The organism is Pseudoalteromonas sp. SCSIO 43095 (assembly GCF_023650455.1).
Taxonomy (GTDB): domain Bacteria; phylum Pseudomonadota; class Gammaproteobacteria; order Enterobacterales; family Alteromonadaceae; genus Pseudoalteromonas; species Pseudoalteromonas tetraodonis.
The window spans coordinates 2,994,101-3,013,675 of the sequence record NZ_CP087995.1 but is presented as its reverse complement, the minus strand read 5'-3'; the positions used below and the strand labels follow the sequence as shown (position 1 = coordinate 3,013,675).

Sequence of the window (19,575 nt, the reverse complement as noted above, 5' to 3'; positions counted from 1 at the left end):
AAAGATACACCAATTAATAGATTGTAAACAATGTTTAACCCACTGATAGATGAGATTTTTGAACTATTAATCAATAAAAAAGTGTGGATGGTTCATACTTTAGCATCGGAACTAAAAGAACGTGGGTTACTTGATACCTTAGCTGCTGATCCCGAGCGTGATTTATTTAAACATAATTTTTTAATTATGAATGCACTTTATCAATTACAGCAGCAAGTCATGCCAAAACAGCAGCTACTGATTGAAAGTTTACACATTGAACTGGTGAGCGACCCTCGCCAAAACCAACTTCACCCAAACGATCCGCTGCGTGACTACTACTTAAACTGGCAAAACTTTGAAACATCAACAGCAGAAATTAACGCATTATTAGACAGCTTTTGGCAACGTTTCAGTAAGCCTAAACAACATGAAGCGCCTTTAAGTGCTCAGCTACATCAGCAATTAATCGCTCGCTGGCAATTAGTACAACCAATTACCTTAAAAACATTACAAAAGCGTTGGCGACAACTTGCAGTACAGCATCATCCAGATAAACAAGGGGGTGATAATGAAGTGTTTAAACAATTAAAAATAGAGTATGAGCAACTCAAGGCGAGCTGCTCATTTTAGATCGAGAATTAACGCGTTAGGCGACGCGCACGGATTTTACGTCCTTTAATATTACCTTCGGTTAATTTGCGTAACGCTGGTTTAGATGAGTTACGCTCTACCGCAACAAATGCCACGTTATCAAGTACGTTGATTTTACCAACTTGGCGCCCTGCTATACCATCTTTACCTGTTAATGCCCCTAAAATATCACCCGCGCGCACTTTTTGCTTTTTGCCTGCATCTATCATCAGCGTCACCATTTCAGGTTTGTATGGCGGCTTATCTAATAGGTTATAAGATGGCATTGGCTCAGGAGTAAAGTCACGCTCATAGTGGTCACCAATTTGCGCTACTTTAAATTGCTCTGCCTCACCATAAATAGAACACGCAATCCCTTTTTTACCTGCTCGTCCTGTACGGCCAACACGATGTACATGAGTTTGTGGATCGTGAGCTAAGTGATAGTTAATCACCATGTCCATGTCATCAATATCTAAGCCTCGTGCAGCTACATCGGTAGCCACTAAAATAGACGCACTCTTATTCGCAAAATGAATCAGTGTACGCTCACGGTCACGCTGCTCTAAATCACCATGCAGTGCCACCGCACTAAAGCCTTCATCGGCTAAATCATCACATACTTGCTGCGTTTCAACCTTGGTATTACAAAACACCACACAGCTTTGCGGGGTAAATTTAAGAAGTAACAGCTTAAGCGTTGGATAACGCTGTTTATTATTATCCATTTTGTAGAAGTATTGTTTAATCGTGCTTTTTTCTTGCTGCTCTTCTACTTTAATCATTTCTGGATTACTTAGTACACGCTTAGCAATGGCTTCGATTGATTTTGGAAAAGTAGCGCTAAATAACAACGTTTGACGATTGGTTGGAATGCGATCAATTATGGCATCAAGAGTATCTTGAAAGCCCATATCAAGCATTTGGTCGGCTTCATCAAGTACTAACGTTTCAACATCATCTAAACGCAATGTACCTTTGCGAATATGATCATCAACTCGCCCCGGTGTACCCACAATAATATGTGCACCATGTTCGAGTGAGCCAATTTGTGGCCCAATTGAAACTCCACCACACAAAGTTAAAATCTTAATGTTATGAATACCACGCGCTAGTTTACGCATCTCAACCGCCACTTGCTCTGCAAGCTCACGAGTTGGGCATAATACTAGCGACTGAATACGAAAGCGTTTTACATTTAGCTTGGCTAAAACGCCTAAACTAAATGCCGCTGTTTTACCTGAGCCTGTTTTGGCTTGGGCAATAATATCTTTGCCACTTAAAATAGGCGGTAGGCTTTGCGCCTGTACAGGCGTCATTTGGGTGTAGCCGAGCGTTGATAAATTATCAACTAACCCTGAAGGTAAGGCCAACGATGAAAAAGCAGTTGCAGTCACAGTAAATTCCATAGCAAAAAATAACTTGAGAAAAGTCTCAATTAATATGTGGCTAATAATAGCAGAATTAACAATTGGCAACCATTAGCAACGAACGATTAAAAACTGCAATAAAGACATTGCAAATGATAGTTGTTTTCATTAAGATCTGCGACGTTTTACTATTCTAATAATTCTAAGCCGGAAGCTACTAATGAAACTTAATCCTCTTTTTATCGCTCTTTTAGCCTGTACCTCTGCAAATGTATTTGCCAACACCGCAAATATAGAGCGCATTGAAGTTAAAGGTAGTTACTTCAACGACTACAAAGTAGATAATGCCAGTGGGGCAATGAGAACATCTACCTCATTACTCGAAACCGCTCAGTCAGTTACCGTAATCACTGACACTATCGTAAATGAGCAACTAGCAACCACTCTTGGTGAAGTATTGACCAATGATGCCAGTTTAACTGCAGGGTCTAAACAACGAAATAGAGAAGTATTTAACTTACGTGGCTTTCAATTAAGCTCATCAACCGGCTACCTGCGTGATGGCCATCAGCATTGGTCTCATTACCAACAACCCATTGAAATTTTAGAGCAAGTAGAAGTTATTAAAGGCCCTTCAAGTATTTTGTATGGGCAATCAGGTCCCGGTGGCCTAGTTAACATGGTAACTAAAAAGCCAACTGCACAAACGTTATTTAGTGCCAGTGCCGATGTTGACCAACATGGTTCAACCCGCTTTATGCTTGATGCTGGCGGCGCACTCACCGAGGCTGAAGATTTACGTGCTCGTGGTATATTAGTAAAACAAGACGTTGAATATTGGCGTGAATATCAAAACGGTGAAAACCGTGAGCGTGACCGCTTTTTAGGTGCCTTAGTTGTAGATTACGATATTGGCGACAACGCACTTGTTCGTGTTCATTATGACCGTACCGATGACAAAGCAGGCTTAGATACTGGCGCTTGGATAGATAATGATGCCAACATTATTGGTGATGACAAAACAATTCGTGATATGTCATGGGCCTTTACCGACATTACTGTTGAAAACATGGGTATTGATTTCAAAGTATTTTTAACCGATAACTGGCAAGTTAATTTAGGCTACAATGAGCAAACGTTTGAACGTCAGCGCTTTGAGTCAGCACCACGTAAGCCAAGTGACTTTATCGAAGGTGATAGTTACCAGTCACGTCCTTACGATCGCTTTGATGATTGGCAGTTTAAAACTGCTTTTATTGACTTCATTGGCGAATTTGAAACCTTGGGTGTACATCATCAATTACTTGTAGGTGCTAACTCACTGGATTATTACTACGGCCAATTACGCACATCTGCTGATACGATTAATTTTTCTGCCGGTCAAAATGAGCCTAATCGCCCTAATATAAGTTACAAATCAGATGACACTATTAGCTCATCTGCTTACGACTACTACGGGATTTATATCCAAGATTTAATTTCATTCTCACCAGAATGGCAACTATCACTGGGTGGTCGTTACGATAAACAAAGTAAAGAAAACAGCAATAACGAATCGTTCGTACCTAAAGTTGGTGTACTTTATCATCCAAATGCCTCTGCAACTGTTTATGCAAGTTACTCAGAAGGGTTTGAGCCGCAAAACGAAACATTAGTAAATGAAAAAGATGTTAATAACGGTATGAAGCTCGATGCTATTACCTCTGAGCAAAAGGAAATTGGGGTAAAATGGCAACTGTTTGATGATCGATTAATGCTTAGCGGTGCCTTATTTGATATTAGCAAAACAGGCACCTTAGTGAGCGAAGATCTTGTTAACCCTATCGGTGATATAACGAGCATTACCACGCAGGCAGGTGAGCAACGCCATAAAGGCTTTGAGCTTGCTGCTCAAGGTGCTGCAACTGACCGTTTATTTGTTATGGCATCAACCATGTATTTAGATGCTAACTATGAGCGTGATGAAAAATTAGAGGGCAAACGCCCTACTGATGCTCCAAAATGGTCTGCCTCTTTATGGACACGTTATGAACTCAATGACGCTGTTGCTTTTAATGCAGGTGCGTTCTACGAAGGAGAGCGTTTTGCTGATAACGCTAATACCGTAACAAAAGAGGGTTATACTCGTGTTGATATTGGCGCAACCTACAAGCTTAACTTAAATAACAATGATATTAACTTACGTTTAAATATTGAGAACTTATTCGATAAAAACTACCTAGTCGGCGGCGGTTTAAATAACGTTACCGTAGGTGAAGGCACAAGCGTGCGTTTAGCCGCACAATTTAGCTTCTAAGCTGATTCTCTATAAAGCCCATATCAAAAAGTATGGGCTTTATAAACCAATCCTTTATGACATAATTACTTACAGTTTGCTGCTTTACTAATTTATCACTTGCTCTAAAGTTGTAAATTAACAAGGAGCCTTATTATGTTGCTTTTCAATACGAGTCAGTCATTTCCTTATTTTGCACAAACGCAGTGCTGCCCCAATTGCCATAGCCGCGCCTATCATCTGATAAACCAAAGTCGCTTTTTACGCTTTACGGTTATTCCTGTTTTACCTTTAGCGCTAAGCTATAAATACGAATGCTATCAATGTGGCTATAATGCGCCTGCAAAGCTAAAGCAGTTACCTATTTTTGAAATTGTCACTCTACCTAAATACTTTATAGGAGTGTTTTTAGCGTTATGGGTGGGGCTGTTTTTTTACCAACAACACGCTGCAGCGCAAGCGCAAAAGCAACACTACTTAACTACCCCTAAAGCGTACGACACGTATTTAGTACACGCCGATAAATTTACTCATGAGCCATGGACACTGACCAACTTAAAAATTGCGCAGGTTTTAAGTTTTGATGAGCAGTTTATAACTTTTCAGGTAAGTAACTACAGCTATAAACGTAACAACGGCATTACGACAGCAATGCGTACTAGCTTATTAGTGCAAAACGGTTATTTCTCAACTGACAAAATTACTTTGCCTCGTAGCGAAGTTATAAGACTCTATAACGACGGGGTGATTTACGACGTACTACGCCCCTCAGCAAACAGTTTATATGGTGGTTTTGTAATGTTTCCGCCAAAACCTAAACCGCTATATAAAGGTTTAAAGCTCGACAAAAATAACCAACAAGGGATTACCTACTTTAAAAATGGACAGTATAAAGAAGCCGCTGAAAGCTTTAAGCTTGCCGCAAATGCCGGCTCGCAATGGGGGCAGCTAAATCTTGCGCAAATGTATCGAGATGGGCAAGGCGTAACTAAAAATGTAAAAACAGCAAAGTATTGGTACGAGCAAGCAATAGCGCAAGGTAATAGCAAAGCGAAATATGAGCTAAAACAGCTTTGTGACAATAGCCAATGTAAATAACCTAAGCTGTAGTTAAATAATTAATAGTGTGCGCTTTGATGAAAATATAAAACAAAGCGCAGTCTAAAAATTCGCACAGTAGTTATTTTTTAAATATTTTTGTATAAGCTAAATGCAGAATAACAATGCATAGCCCCGCTACTACCCCTAGTAATCCGTCAAATATAAGAGGGGCTAATATTTCGCCGGTGCCATTTAATAACGACTTACCTATGGTTATTACTTCTAATTGCCAATGATGTAGTAGCTCAATACCGTGGGATAAAATGCCGCCACCGACTAAAAACATGGCCACAGTGCCGGCAAAGGCTAAAAATTGCATAAGCCTTGGCGCTGCTGCTAATAAGCCTTTACCGATCAGCTCTTTAAACTTATTGGCCGACACCTTGGATTGGTTAAGTAAATACAATCCCGCGTCATCAAGTTTTACAATTCCAGCTACCAATCCATAAACACCAATTGTCATGATGATGGCAATAACACTTAGCACCAGTGCTTGATTCATTAATGTAGCCCCAGCCACAGTCCCTAAGGTAATTACAATAATTTCAGCAGAAAGAATAAAGTCAGTACGAATAGCACCTTTTACTTTTTGCCTTTCATATTCAACTAAATCTAACTTTTCATCATCATCTATCGTTTCCTCATGGTGAGGTAAAAAGCGAGCAAATACTTTTTCAGCGCCTTCAAAACATAAAAATAAGCCACCCATCATTAAAAGTGGTGTAATTAGCCAAGGCAACCACACACTAATTAATAACGCAGCAGGGACTAATATCGCTTTATTTAAAAAAGACCCTTTTGCCACTGCCCATACTACCGGCAGCTCTCTATCGGCAGTGACCCCTGTAACTTGCTGCGCATTGAGCGCCAAGTCATCTCCTAGTACGCCTGCCGTTTTTTTAGTCGCGACTTTACTCATGGTCGCAATATCATCAAGTAAGGTCGTTATATCATCAAGTAATGTTAAGAGGTTAGTGCCAGCCATGATATTCCCTAGCTAAAAATAAGAGCTTAAACATAACGTAAAGCCTTATTTTCACCAACGGTTAATTTAGCTTTGCTAAGCTCTTAATTAACCAAGCGACCAAATAAGTAAAACACAACCTAATGAAACACTACGCCATTACTATTACTTTAATAGCCCTGGTTGCATGCAATGAGCAACCCATTACAACAAACTACATGTGCGATAACACCGCTGCACAGCTGAATATTATTAGCAACAAACAGGCGACGCTCCGCTTTAATAAGCATGATTATTTATTAACTCATGAGGTGAGTGCCTCTGGTAGCAAATATATTAATACCAAGGTACTGTTTTGGAGTAAGGGCGAGCAAGCTATGCTAATAATTAACGGTAAAAAATATCAATGCACAAGCAATTAACCACTAACTAACAACATATTAAAAAACTTGCTACACTAACAAAAGTCTTAATACTGTTGATAAAGTTATGCATTCTATCGCTATAAAACATAAAATAATTTTAGCCTTTTCAGCTATTGGCCTATTAATGCTCACCAGCTGCATATTTTTTTACTGGTCACTCCATCAAATCAGTACCACTAACTCGCGCATAGAAACGTTAGCGGTTCCGGTACAGCAAGCAAGTAAAGACCTGCGTTTATCGCTACTTTCAATTACTAAATTTAATGCCATTGCTTACAGCCAAACTAAACTTGATTTACTACTGCAAAATAAAAAGCAAGCACACGCAGAGCAAACACAGTTTTTTAATAAATTAGAGACGCTAAAAGCGCAAGTTGCCAAACAACAAAGTATGCAAACATTACTTGTTACTATTCATAATGACTTCACTAAACTAAATACAATAAGCAACGACATGCTTGCAGTAAAAGAGCAACGCTTTAAGGCACAAAGTACCGCCGCAGCACTGACAGTTACCTTTAATGAACAGCTACGCGATCTGAGTAACCAATTACTTGATATAGAGCTCATAAACGTAGCAGGCAACCAGCAATCGCTTTTAAATGCAGTCTTTGGCACAGCGACTCGAATTGATGATTTATTATTTACTCTAAACAATAATGTCAAAGGCATTGGGCAAGTAACCACCTCAGAAGATATCAATGCCCACCAACAAGACACTTCTTTTTTACTCGATAATATTCAATCTAATCTTAGTTATTTAGAGCAACAAGCCTCTCCTATTACAAATAAGCTCAACGCCAATGAGTTAATAGCGGCGTTTAACGATTTAAGCAGCCTATTAAATAGCCCTGATGGGCTGTATGCATTGCAGAACACTGTACTCGATAGCAAAGACAAGGTTGATCAGCGGTTTGAAAGTTTTCAACATGCCTTTATCATTATAGAAAATCAGCTAATTGAGCTTAATAAACTTGCAGACACGCGCTTTGACTCCCTGCAAGAGAGCGCTAAGTCAGCAATCAATACCGGCTCTAGCTTAGTTATTATTATTGCTTTTGTTTTAATTGTTTTGCTGGTTATTATTTCAGTGTTTACTACTAACGCCATGCTAAAACCACTTAAAAAGGTAAATAAAGAACTCGCACGCATAGCCTCAGGTGACTTTTCACAGCGTAGTAATCCTCTAAGTAAAGACGAATTTGGTACCCTACTGCATAATACCAATAAGCTTTGTGATGATTTAACTCACCTAATAAAAGGGATCAGTAACGACGCCTACGAACTCGATAACTCAGCCATTCAAACCAGTGAAAAAGGGCAGCAAATGACCATCGTTGCTAAGCAACAGCTGGAGCGCAGCGCACAAGCAACCTCATTAGCGCAACGTATGCTACAAAGCTCACAAGCCGTTTACAAACAAGCGCAGAGTACCTCAAATGAAATAACAAATGCCTCGCAGTTTGCAAATGATGTCAATGACATTGCAAACAACAATAGCCAAAGTATTGAATCTCTTTTAAGCCGCTTAGATAAAGCCGTCACCAGCACCGAGGAGCTTGCGCAATACACCCAACTGATTGGCGCTATTGTTGATACGATTAGCAGTATTGCAGAGCAAACTAATTTGCTAGCGCTTAATGCGGCCATTGAAGCAGCAAGAGCCGGTGAACATGGTCGAGGATTTGCCGTAGTGGCCGATGAAGTGCGTTCGCTTGCAGCACGAACACAAAGCTCCACTAGCGAAATAACCACCATGATCAACACACTACAACAACATACTCAGACTACCCAAGCTGAAATAAATGATGGTCAACAACAAGCCAAGCATTGTGTTGAAAACAGTACTGAACTAAATGCAGCCGTTGAGCGTATCAAAAGCACGTTAGTATCGGTCAATGCAATGAGCAAAGACATTGCCCATGCATCGCATGAACAACTTGCAAACAGCACTGATATCCAACAAATAATGGCTAAGGTAACCGATCATGCCACCTTAAATGCCGACAATGCGACGACCCTAGCAAGCGAAAGTGAAGATGTTAACCAACTTGCACACTCTTTAAAAGATGCGGTAGAGCGCTTTAAGTTTTAAGTGCAAGTAATGACTTGGCTTGCATGAACTGGGTATAATACTTTTAACTTTTTGCTAAGTAACGGCCCACAATGAAATACAAAGATCTACGCGATTTTATCGATTTACTTGAAAAACGAGGCGAATTAAAACGCATCAGCCAAGAAATCGACCCGTATCTTGAGATGACCGAAATTGCCGATCGCACACTGCGTGCTAAAGGCCCCGCTTTATTATTTGAAAACCCGAAAGGGTATGACATGCCTGTTCTAGCTAACTTATTTGGTACACCTAAGCGTGTAGCAATGGGTATGGGCCAAGAAGATGTCAGTGAATTACGAGAAGTTGGTAAGTTATTGGCATTTTTAAAAGAGCCAGAGCCACCAAAAGGCATTAAAGAAGCCCTTGGACAAATTCCGGTATTTAAGCAAGTCCTTAATATGCCAGCCAAAGAAGTAAAAAAAGCACCGTGCCAACAAGTTATTTTACAAGGTGACGATGTTGATTTAACCAAGCTTCCTATTCAGCATTGCTGGCCTGGTGATGCTGCGCCTTTAATTACTTGGGGTTTAACCGTTACCAAAGGGCCTTATAAAAAGCGTCAAAATTTAGGGATTTATCGCCAGCAGTTACTTAGCAAAAATAAAATTATTATGCGTTGGTTATCTCATCGTGGTGGCGCGCTTGATTTTCAAGAGTGGTGCAAAGAACACCCTGGTGAGCCGTATCCGGTATCAGTGGCATTAGGGGCAGATCCTGCCACAATTTTAGGGGCGGTTACTCCGGTCCCCGATACATTAAGCGAATATGCTTTTGCCGGTTTATTGCGTGGCAGTAAAACGGAAGTGGTTAAGTCTATTTCGAATGATTTACAAGTACCGGCCAGTGCAGAAATCGTGCTTGAAGGGCATATTATGCCGGGAGAAATGGCACCTGAAGGCCCCTATGGCGACCATACGGGTTACTATAATGAAGTCGATGACTTTCCCGTTATGACGGTCACTCATATTACTCATCGTAAAGACCCTATTTATCACAGTACCTTTACGGGCCGTCCGCCTGATGAGCCAGCTATTTTAGGGGTGGCTTTAAACGAGGTATTCGTACCAATTTTACAAAAACAATTTCCAGAAATTGTCGATTTTTATTTACCGCCAGAAGGTTGTTCGTATCGTATGGCCGTGGTTACCATGAAAAAACAATACCCAGGGCATGCCAAGCGCGTAATGATGGGGGTTTGGTCATTCCTACGACAGTTTATGTACACTAAATTTGTTATTGTCTGCGATGATGACATTAACGCCCGAGATTGGAACGATGTAATATGGGCTATTACTACCCGCATGGATCCTGCACGCGACACCACGTTAATTGAAAACACGCCAATAGACTATTTAGACTTTGCATCGCCTGTCTCTGGCCTTGGTTCAAAAATGGGCATGGATGCAACCAACAAATGGCCTGGCGAAACAACCCGTGAGTGGGGCGAACCTATTGTTATGGATCAAGCCACTAAAGATCGCGTTGATGAACTTTGGGATAGTCTAGGTATTCTTTAACGACTTTGGTCTAGGCTATAAACTCACCCTGCGGATATGCTACTATTGCTCAAATAAAGTGCGTATCCGCTAATTTAAGGTAAAACATGCAAACATTACACGCTGACGTTGTTTCTATCAGTCCACTAACAGAATTTGTTCATAAAGTTATTTTAAAGCCGCAGCAACCCGTCACATTTGAAGCTGGCCAATATTTACAATTGGTTTTAGGTGAAAAAGATAAACGTGCGTTTTCAATTGCAAGCCGTCCTTCACAAACGGATGCTTTAGAATTACATATTGGTGCTTCAGTTGCTGACTCATATGCTATGCAATCGCTAGAGCACCTTCGTAGTGCCCACAATAATAATCAAACCGTGACTATTGAAGCGGGCTTAGGTGTTTCTCAACTACGTTTGCAGTGCGAGCGCCCCATTATTTTACTTGCTGGCGGCACAGGCTTCTCTTACGCAAAATCAATGGCCGATCACCTTGCTGAAATAAACTGTCAGCGCCCAGTGCTATTTTATTGGGGTGTTAAAGAAGAGTCTGCGCTGTATGCACACACCGAAATGAAAGCTTGGGCAGATAGCCATAAGCACTTCGAATTTATTCCTGTGGTAGAAAATCCTACTGACAGCTGGACTGGCCATACTGGTTATGTGCATAAAGCGGTAATGGACGATATCATCTCGCTTGAACCTTACGATATTTACATGGCAGGTCGTTTTGACATGATAGGCATAGTGCGCGATGACTTTATTAGCCACGGAGCCATTCGCGAAAACATGTACGCAGATGCATTTGCTTTTATAAAGTAAAAGATAGCAGATTATTTTTAAGGCACCTTAGGGTGTCTTAATTGTTTTTATTACCCGCCATTACCGCTGCGATGATTGTTATTACCTATTAAACTCATCAACATAAACAATTTCCTAAAATCCAATCTATAAACCATACTTTGTATAGAACATTCAGCGGGAGAAACCTAAATGCTAAATACAAAAGTAAAAGATTTTATGCAACACAAGTTGCCTCATATTACCCCTAATACAGAAATGACGACCGCCATTGCAGAACTACAAAAATTTAAATTGCTTGGTGCCCCAGTATTTGACGATAACAAGTTGCTAGTAGGTTTTATCTCTGAGCAAGAGCTACTTAAACCCCTAATGCAAAGCAGTTATTTTTGTGACGGTATGGTAAAAGTGTCGCAGTTGATGCAAACAGAAGTTGTGACGGTCAGCGGTGATACCAATATCATGGAATTAGCAGAACAAATGCAACCTGGTAAGCCAAAGAATTATCCCGTGGTTGATGGTGACGTTGTAGTTGGCATGATCAGCCGTGCCGATATTTTAAAAGCACTTTATGATAACTACGTTAGCTGTCAAACTCACATATAAACAAAAATGCCACTGTAAACAGTGGCATTTTTAATCGTATGGGTGATTAACGCTGTGCGACTTTGGTTTTGAGTGCCTGTTTATCTGCATCACTTAAATACGCCATTTCAAGTGCATTGGCTTGCGCTTTTTCCATATCAGCTTGCGATAAACCAGCTTGTGGCGCTGCAGTTGCATATTCGTACTCAATTTCAATCCCTTCAACAGCCGGATCATCGGTATTAATGCTGGCCAAAATGCCATGATCTAAAAACTGTTTAAGCGGATGCTTAGTTAAGTCATTGACTGTGCTGGTTTGAATATTGCTGGTTAAGCACGATTCAATACCAATACGGTTATCACGTAAATAATCCATTAGCGTTGAGTCTTCAATCGCTTTAACGCCATGCCCTATTCTGCTTGCACCAAGCTCGTTTAATGCTTGCCAAATACTGGCAGCACCCAATGCTTCGCCAGCATGCACGGTAACCGCTAAATACGCATCACGTACTTGTTTAAAGTGATCAACAAACAGCTCGCCAGGGTAACCAATTTCGTCACCGGCTAAATCAACCGCGACCAAATCATTTTTAAAAGCAAGTAAAGCATCCAGCTCGTGTTGACAGGTTTTAACACCATAAGTACGAGACAAAATACCAATTAAGTTTGCTTTAATATCAGCATCTTTTGTTGCACTTTTAATACCATCGACCACAGCTTCAACAACGCCCTGAGGATGTAAACCTTGGCTTTGTGCCATGTAGTAAGGGCTAAAACGTAGTTCTACGTAATCAAGGCCTTGCGCTTGTGCATCTTCAATGTTTTCTATCGCAATTCGTCTACAAGCATCATAATCACCCAGTACCGTGACCCCCCAATCAAGCTTTTGTAAAAATGCCATTAGGTTTGGCTCAGGATCAATAACCTGAACATGAGGAATAAGTGCCTCAACATTATCTGCTGGTAAAGCTATATTAAACTGACGACCAAGTTCTAATATGGTTTGCGCGCGTACATTCCCATCTAAGTGACGGTGAATATCTAGCAAAGGTATTTTTCTATTAATCATAGTAGCTACTCGGTTGAATTAAAATTGCGCGAATGATACGCAGGTACATTAATATTTCAAGTGTAGAATATTTAAAATGGCGCTTGGAGGCCTTATGTCTGCCTTTTGTACAAAAATACGTGTTACTTATCTAAGCGAGATAAATAATACCAAAGCGTTTTAAATAGCTCATCAGCTTCAATAGGCTTGGTCATGTAGCTATCCATTCCAGAGGCAATCGCTTTTTGAGCGTCTTGTTCGTGAGCGTTGGCGGATAAACCAATAATAGGTAAATCAATAAAACCTAACTCATTACGAATCACTTTTGTTGCTTGTAAACCATCCATATTAGGCATTTGAATATCCATAAATACTAGATCGTAGTTTTTTTCGCTAAGCATCGCAATCGCTTCTAAGCCATCTTTTGCGATATCAGCAATACCGTGTTTAGTTTCTAAAATAGCACTTACAACATGTTGGTTTAATGGGTTGTCTTCCACTATAAGTAATTGATATTTTTCTAAAGAAATATTACTGACATCAATTTTTGATAAAGCATCAGCACTGTATTTGGCTTTTGGCAGCGATGAATGAACTGGTAAGCTAAAAGTAAACGTAGATCCATGCCCCTCACTGCTTTTTAAATCAATAGCCCCTCCCATCAATTCGACCAATTTTTTACAAATACTCAAACCTAAACCAGTACCACCGTACTGACGCGACGTTGAGCTATCGGCTTGAGAAAAGGGTTTAAAAAGCTGTTTTTGAGCTGCAGAGCTAATGCCAATCCCGGTATCGTTAACGCTAAAGTATGTCATTTTTGATGATTGCCAAATCTTTAACGTAATACAGCCCTTTGCGGTAAATTTTACTGCATTATTTAATAAATTAAGCAGAATTTGCTTTAAACGAATAGGATCGGTATTGAGAGTTAAATGCGCATCGCTGTCATACTCTAATTTTAAAGAAAGCGATTTACTCTCCACCTCAAATTGCATTAAACCGACGATGTCCTCGGCTAATTGTTTGAGGTTCACAGGCTCTTGCATTAACTCAAGTTTACCGGCTTCCATTTTAGAAAAATCGAGTACATCGTTTAACACTCTTAATAATACACTTAGAGCACCATCAGCTTGCTCTATATAGCCTTTTGCTTGCTGCCAATCCTGTTGTTGTAGCGCTAGATAGTGCATACCCTTTATGCCATTTATTGGCGTACGTATTTCATGGCTCATGTTGGCTAAAAACTGACTTTTTATAGCACTGGCTTCATCGGCCTTTTGTTTTTCTTGGCGTAGCGTGAGTGTTTGCTTTGCCACTTGTTCGCGAATTCGAATATTGGTAGCCGTCACAGAGATCAAAAATATAATCAACAACCACACAAATAACATACCCACTATTTGCGCCAGCCAGTATATTAACCACGATGATTTTAAAACGGGTTGATGCAGCTCAACGCGCCACATTCGCTGACCAATTAACAACTGATATTTTTTTAGTAACACCATAGAATGATGCTCTGCAATATAAAGTGCCTGCTGTTTTTCAGTATTATTAATATCAAAAAAACTAATCGCAATACGCTCATTAGAGTCAAACGACAGCGACTTAGAAAGTTTAGCTAAGCTAACCACGGCAACAACAAATCCTTTAAAATCGCCTTCTGTTACCACATTTCCAAAAACGGGATACATAAAGAGTACACTTAATTCATCGTTATTCGGTATCAGTGCTGTCGGTTCACTGATCACCAATTCATTAAGTACTTTAGATTTAGTGAGTGCTGTACGCACTTGCTCGTTTGAACCTAAATCAAACCCAACAATATCTTTCATACCCCTAAGTGGATTTATATATTTTACAGGGTAATACAACTCTCGATAGGGGGCTTTTTGCCATTGCCCATTCGCTGATTTTTGTTTGATAAACGGGTTTTCGCTATCAACTTGCTCAATCCATGATTGATACTCGGCACGAGAATCATCAGTAATAGCAGGAACCCATTTAAAAGCGAGTATTTCTTCACTGTAGCTTAATTGTTTAGCCGTAAACTGCGTAAACTCACTAAAACTAACGTCTTCACTATTTGCTAAAAAACCACTTAATAAAGATAGATGTGCAATGATCTCATCTAACTTTTGATTTATAGCGCTTTGAGTCGCAAGCACTTCCGTTTCTTGTTTTTGAGTGTCTTTTTGTTTTTTTACACTCGCTGCACCATAAAAACTAATACTAATAATCGCATAAATAAGTAATGCAGGAACAATAACTTGTAGCCGATGACGCAACTGCGAATAGTTAAATATAGCCAGTACTAACGGGGTAAAAATCAGCACCCCAATTGAGTCACCTATCCACCAAGTAATAAAGGTACTGATGACATTAGATGTGCTAATAAAATGATTTAAAACAAGTAGACTAGTTCCTGCTCCAGCAGCTATGACACAACATAGCGGCCCACCAATCACCAAGCTTTGAATACTAAGTTTTAAAGAAGATAAATTAAGGGGAGCTTTAATGACTTTGGTAATAAGGAATGCACCAAGCCAAGCCTGAAAAAATATGGCGCAACTAACCCCGAGGGATTGGATTAATATTTGCCAATTTAAGATATCTGCGGAGTTATCTAAGTGAATTAAATTAACAAAAACCGCACCGGCAAAAATGCCAGCATAAGCGCGACGCCCCCATAGTAAAAAGCTTGCCAGCGCAATACCAGCCGGAGGCCAAGAGGCAACCGCATAACCGTTAACGGCGAGTAATAAATTACTAAGATAACCAGTAAAAAAATAAGCGCATGCAAGACTAAAAGAGAGTGTAAACACATTTTTCATAGCCTTCGCTCCTGCACTTTTAATTATTGATTTATAAAATATAATCCACTATTGGTAGAGCACAAGCGCCTTATCTAATTGTGCGCTGTGTTTATAGCTTAGTATAGCTTGTTGTCGATACTGTGATTTGTTATCGCTATTAAGCGCCTTGTCGAATACTCGTGCAGCTAAATCATAATCACCTTGGGCATTCGCTAAACACGCCAATGCTAATAATAACGCGTTATTGTGCTCGTCTTTTTTCAACCGTTCTTGAATGCTTGATTGCAACTTATATGCATTACTTGGCGCAGCTTCACGTAAAATGTCGGCAAGTTCAGTGTGGTGCTTAGCATGTTTGAGCATTTTAATTAACGCGTTTTCAATACTCGCCAACTGCCCTGTTTTTGCCATTTGAGTTAAGTACGCAGTGTGCGCATGTGCTTGCAATTTCTTACCTAATTGCTGGTACTTACTGGTTAGCTCATCACTTGCTTGAGCAGCAAAATAAGCTAAAAACACCTGCTGCCACTGCTTATCGCTCAATGCATCTTTACGTAATAAGCGCGGTAAAAAGTCTTCTAGTATTTTAAAGTGCTGCTGTTGCACCAACACTTCAGTGTACAATTTTAGCTCAAGTACCGTGGCTTTTTTAGACTCAGCCGCCATCCGTATTTGCGGTTCAATAACACTGCTGTCGCCACTGGCTAACCACAGTTTAGCCACTTTTAGTTGCTGCTCAGGGCTTATTTCAAACAAGTATTCCAGCGCTTTATCGGGTTGATTATTTGCCAGTGCAGCTTTTGCTAGTAACGCCAAACGTATGTCTAAAAATTTAGCTGGCACACTGTTACTTGATAACGCGCTTTCCACTTGCGCGTAATCGTCATTAATCAAGCTCCACAGCGCTTGCTCTATAGCTGCATGCTTGCGCTCTTGGCTGCGAGCAAAAAATCCATGTTTGGTATTTCTGTAAATAGATAGGCAGTAGCGTATGAATTTGTAAGTTAAATACAAAGCTGCTGCGCTCAGTGCCGCCATAATACAAAACGAAACAATCGTACCTTCTATGGTCGTGTTATTAAATGAAATCAGTACATAGCCTTTTTCATCTAACACGAAAGGAGTGATCGCTAATACCAATACAATAGCGACAATAAAAATGATCAACCCTATCATTGTGCCCACTCCTTAACTTGCTCAGTACTTTGCAATGTCACCTCAGGGTTAAAGTTAAGCGGCTCTTTTTCAAGGTTTACTAAAGTTTGTAATACCACTTTTGTGACATTATCATCTTGCTTAAAGTATTCATTAACCAAACGTTTTGTGTCGTTTAAGGCGCTAAAATAGATGCTGGCTTGCTTGCTCATTAGCGCATCTTGCGCCTGAGTAATATTGAGCTTTATGCGCTGATTAATTAGGTGGCGCTCTCTATCAGTTAATAGCGGCTCTATTAATACCCCTTCGTGATGGCGAATTGTAATAAAGCTATCAACTATTTTATTCCAGCTATTTCGGATGTTTTGTTGCCAATCACTCATATTTTCAGAGAGCGCGTTTTCGTCAATTACTGACGCTTCTTCTGGCAAATTAACCGCATTAAATACCAAGTTATCGATACGATCTCTTACACTATTTAACTGTAAGTAAATCGCCTCTGTTGCAACGGGTTTAATGCTATCGAGCGTTTGTATGTCTTGTATAATTGCTTGGCGTAACTCAAGCGTGCCTGGGTGGTCGCTTAAAAGTGAATCTAAACGTTTAAGCACTGCACTTGTGCCTTGATAATCTTGTTCAGCCCACAATTTAAATTCAGCCATACGTTGTAAGCTGGTCACTTCTTGTGGGTTTAATGTGTTACCACTTTGCTGCACTTTTTGCAGTGCTGCTTTTAATGCTTGCTGATTTTTTACAGAGTTTTCATTGAGCGCCATAGCAATTTGCTCTTCGCTCTTTTGTAACGCTTGCTGTAGACTGAGCTGCTCAGACTTAAGCGCTTGTAGCTCTTGCTGCAATATCTTATTTTGCTCTGTTAATGCATTAACCGCTAAATTTTGCACTTTACCGGCATTGAGCTTTTGATAAAACTCATAACCCACGCCACTGGCAACAAGTAACGAAATCACCAACGCTAAACTCCCCACCTTACTCACTTTATGGGTATTATTTTGCGTTTGATTATTGGCTTTTGCAGTGTCATTTTTAGCGGTGTTAGACGTGTTATTGGCTATTGGCTGCGCTGCTTTTTCTACTTTTGACGTCGCTGACTGTTCACTCATTTTGCTACCTTGCTGATTAATGCAGGCAAACATAGCGTGGTCGCTAGCCCCTGCCGCAGTATGTATATGTGTCGAATTTATTTTTTGCTGTTGTAAATAATCGCCAATACGCTCACTGGCAACATAAAATTCGCACTGTTGTAACCATGTTAGTTGCGCCGCGGTAAGGGTATTAAAAATGGCATCAACGGCGGCATTACTAGTAATGACTATACCGTGTACATTCTGGCTTTGCCAGTGGTCAATCCAGTCAGCGGGTTGTTGCGCTACCGGCTCGCGCTGATACACTACACAATTATTTAAAAAAGCACCGCGTTGTTTTAAGGTTTTTGCTATCTCAGGCCGCCCACCAATACCTTTAACTAACACAATATTACTGCCATCAACCTCAGCCAATGACTTAAGGGCCAGCAACCCCTCAGAGTCATGTTGTTTTGGCAGAGCCGCACGTACACCAAATACTTCATAAATGGTGTCGGCTGTTTGTTGGCCAACACCATAAAACTGCGCTTTGATGTTAATTGCAGGCTTAAGGGCACTCAGTGCATGTACTGCATCTTGCGAAACAAAAATAATTTTGTCGGCATTAACCAACGGGCTTAGCTCAACGCTTGTTGGGGTTAAATACGTTATTTTTAAAACAGGACATAAAGACGCTTGATAACCCGCTTGCTCAAGTTGCTGTGCAAGGGCTGCGCCTTTTCCTTCGGGCCGAGTTATCAAGATGTGTTTCATTATGCGTCTCGATATACGTCAGCAAGGATTTTATCTGCGCCTTGTGCTAAGAGTTTTTTAGCCAGCTCAATCCCTAATTTTTCCGCATTATCAACATGCCCACTAATTTCATCGCGTAAAATTTCGCTGCCATCAATAGCCCCAACTAAACCACGTAAATGCACTTGCTCGCCATCAACCAGTGCATACGCACCAATTGGCACTTGGCAGCCCCCTTCTAAGTGGCGGTTCATTGCGCGCTCAGCATTAACACGAATACGAGTTTCACTGTGCTCCAGCGGTGCTAATAAGGCTTTAGTAACTTCATCATTTATACGGCATTCAATACCGACAGCACCTTGACCATTAGCAGGTAACGACACTTCTGGCTCAATAAAGTCACGAATACGTTCACCCATTTCTAAACGAATTAGCCCAGCCGCTGCGAGTATAATCGCATCGTATTGACCACTATCAAGCTTTGCTAAACGTGTATTTACATTGCCACGTAAGTCACGAATTTCTAAATCCGGACGCATCGCTCTAATTTGACATTGACGACGTAAACTTGAGGTGCCAACAATGGCACCTTGCGGTAACGCATCAATATTGGCAAAATTATTTGAGACAAACGCGTCACGCGGGTCTTCACGCTCACAAATAACGTGTAACTCTAAATCATCTGGAAATTCGACTGGCACATCTTTCATTGAATGCACTGCAATGTCTGCTCGCCCATCAAGCATGGCTTGTTCTAGTTCTTTTACAAATAAGCCTTTACCACCAATTTTAGCCAGTGGTGTATCTAAAATAATGTCACCTTGAGTCGACATAGGCACCAGCTCTACACGCACGTCATCGTGAAAATGCTCTAGCTGCGCTTTTACAAATTCAGCCTGCCACAGTGCCAATGCACTTTTACGAGTAGCAATGCGAACTAACTTTGTTTTTTCAGTCATAAAATATCCATTAATAAT

15 protein-coding genes are annotated in these 19,575 nt (G+C 40.5%); 8 read left to right on the top strand and 7 right to left on the bottom strand.

The genetic code is table 11. The annotated features are described in order from the left end of the window. The first annotated feature begins 30 nt into the window (after nucleotides 1–30). Entirely contained in the window at nucleotides 31–612 is a 582-nt protein-coding gene (locus LOC50_RS14220; protein ID WP_248533581.1) for a DNA-J related domain-containing protein, read from the top strand. An 8-nt stretch (nucleotides 613–620) separates the two neighbouring features. Here the strand turns inward: LOC50_RS14220 and dbpA are convergent, their stop codons facing one another. Next, a complete protein-coding gene (dbpA, locus tag LOC50_RS14215) occupies nucleotides 621–2,009 on the bottom strand; it encodes an ATP-dependent RNA helicase DbpA (RefSeq protein ID WP_171034688.1) in 1,389 nt (462 codons plus the stop codon). A 193-nt stretch (nucleotides 2,010–2,202) separates the two neighbouring features. Here dbpA and LOC50_RS14210 point away from each other — a divergent pair, with 193 nt between their 5' ends. Beyond that, nucleotides 2,203–4,278 carry a TonB-dependent siderophore receptor gene (locus LOC50_RS14210; RefSeq protein WP_214552288.1) on the top strand — a complete coding sequence of 692 codons (2,076 nt, stop codon included), beginning with the start codon at nucleotides 2,203–2,205 and terminating at the stop codon, nucleotides 4,276–4,278. A gap of 135 nt (nucleotides 4,279–4,413) precedes the next feature. After that, complete coding sequence (locus tag LOC50_RS14205; RefSeq protein WP_250653403.1) at nucleotides 4,414–5,355, top strand: tetratricopeptide repeat protein; 942 nt, start codon at nucleotides 4,414–4,416, stop codon at nucleotides 5,353–5,355. A gap of 82 nt (nucleotides 5,356–5,437) precedes the next feature. On the opposite strand, the gene LOC50_RS14200 is transcribed toward LOC50_RS14205, so the two are convergent. After that, the gene (locus LOC50_RS14200) at nucleotides 5,438–6,343 is read right to left on the bottom strand and encodes a DUF808 domain-containing protein (RefSeq protein ID WP_036980862.1); all 906 of its coding nucleotides are present in this window, start codon (nucleotides 6,341–6,343) and stop codon (nucleotides 5,438–5,440) included. A 122-nt stretch (nucleotides 6,344–6,465) separates the two neighbouring features. Between LOC50_RS14200 and LOC50_RS14195 the strand changes: the two genes are divergently transcribed. The 5 genes from LOC50_RS14195 (at nucleotide 6,466) to LOC50_RS14175 (ending at nucleotide 11,765) form a co-directional block, all read left to right on the top strand. Then, a complete protein-coding gene (locus LOC50_RS14195) occupies nucleotides 6,466–6,744 on the top strand; it encodes an MliC family protein (protein ID WP_250653402.1) in 279 nt (92 codons plus the stop codon). 67 nt (nucleotides 6,745–6,811) lie between these two features. Next, the gene (locus LOC50_RS14190) at nucleotides 6,812–8,842 is read left to right on the top strand and encodes a methyl-accepting chemotaxis protein (protein WP_250653401.1); all 2,031 of its coding nucleotides are present in this window, start codon (nucleotides 6,812–6,814) and stop codon (nucleotides 8,840–8,842) included. Nucleotides 8,843–8,913: 71 nt separating this feature from the next. Further along, a complete protein-coding gene (ubiD, locus tag LOC50_RS14185; protein WP_250653400.1) occupies nucleotides 8,914–10,380 on the top strand; it encodes a 4-hydroxy-3-polyprenylbenzoate decarboxylase in 1,467 nt (488 codons plus the stop codon). A gap of 86 nt (nucleotides 10,381–10,466) precedes the next feature. Next, nucleotides 10,467–11,180 (top strand): NAD(P)H-flavin reductase, encoded by a 714-nt coding sequence (fre, locus tag LOC50_RS14180; RefSeq protein WP_069438769.1) that lies wholly within the window; start codon nucleotides 10,467–10,469, stop codon nucleotides 11,178–11,180. A gap of 171 nt (nucleotides 11,181–11,351) precedes the next feature. After that, entirely contained in the window at nucleotides 11,352–11,765 is a 414-nt protein-coding gene (locus tag LOC50_RS14175; protein ID WP_013463737.1) for a CBS domain-containing protein, read from the top strand. A gap of 46 nt (nucleotides 11,766–11,811) precedes the next feature. Here the strand turns inward: LOC50_RS14175 and add are convergent, their stop codons facing one another. The 5 genes from add to hemC form a co-directional block, all read right to left on the bottom strand. Next, nucleotides 11,812–12,813: an adenosine deaminase gene (gene add, locus LOC50_RS14170; protein WP_250653399.1), complete on the bottom strand. Its 1,002-nt coding sequence runs from the start codon at nucleotides 12,811–12,813 to the stop codon at nucleotides 11,812–11,814. Nucleotides 12,814–12,935: 122 nt separating this feature from the next. Continuing rightward, nucleotides 12,936–15,626 carry an ATP-binding protein gene (locus LOC50_RS14165; protein ID WP_250653398.1) on the bottom strand — a complete coding sequence of 897 codons (2,691 nt, stop codon included), beginning with the start codon at nucleotides 15,624–15,626 and terminating at the stop codon, nucleotides 12,936–12,938. A gap of 48 nt (nucleotides 15,627–15,674) precedes the next feature. Then, entirely contained in the window at nucleotides 15,675–16,784 is a 1,110-nt protein-coding gene (locus LOC50_RS14160; RefSeq protein WP_036980855.1) for a heme biosynthesis HemY N-terminal domain-containing protein, read from the bottom strand. Continuing rightward, nucleotides 16,781–18,619 carry a uroporphyrinogen-III synthase gene (locus LOC50_RS14155; RefSeq protein WP_250653397.1) on the bottom strand — a complete coding sequence of 613 codons (1,839 nt, stop codon included), beginning with the start codon at nucleotides 18,617–18,619 and terminating at the stop codon, nucleotides 16,781–16,783. Before LOC50_RS14155 ends, LOC50_RS14160 begins: the two co-directional genes overlap by 4 nt. Continuing rightward, entirely contained in the window at nucleotides 18,619–19,557 is a 939-nt protein-coding gene (gene hemC, locus LOC50_RS14150) for a hydroxymethylbilane synthase (RefSeq protein ID WP_250653396.1), read from the bottom strand. Before hemC ends, LOC50_RS14155 begins: the two co-directional genes overlap by 1 nt. Between the last annotated feature and the right edge of the window lie 18 nt (nucleotides 19,558–19,575).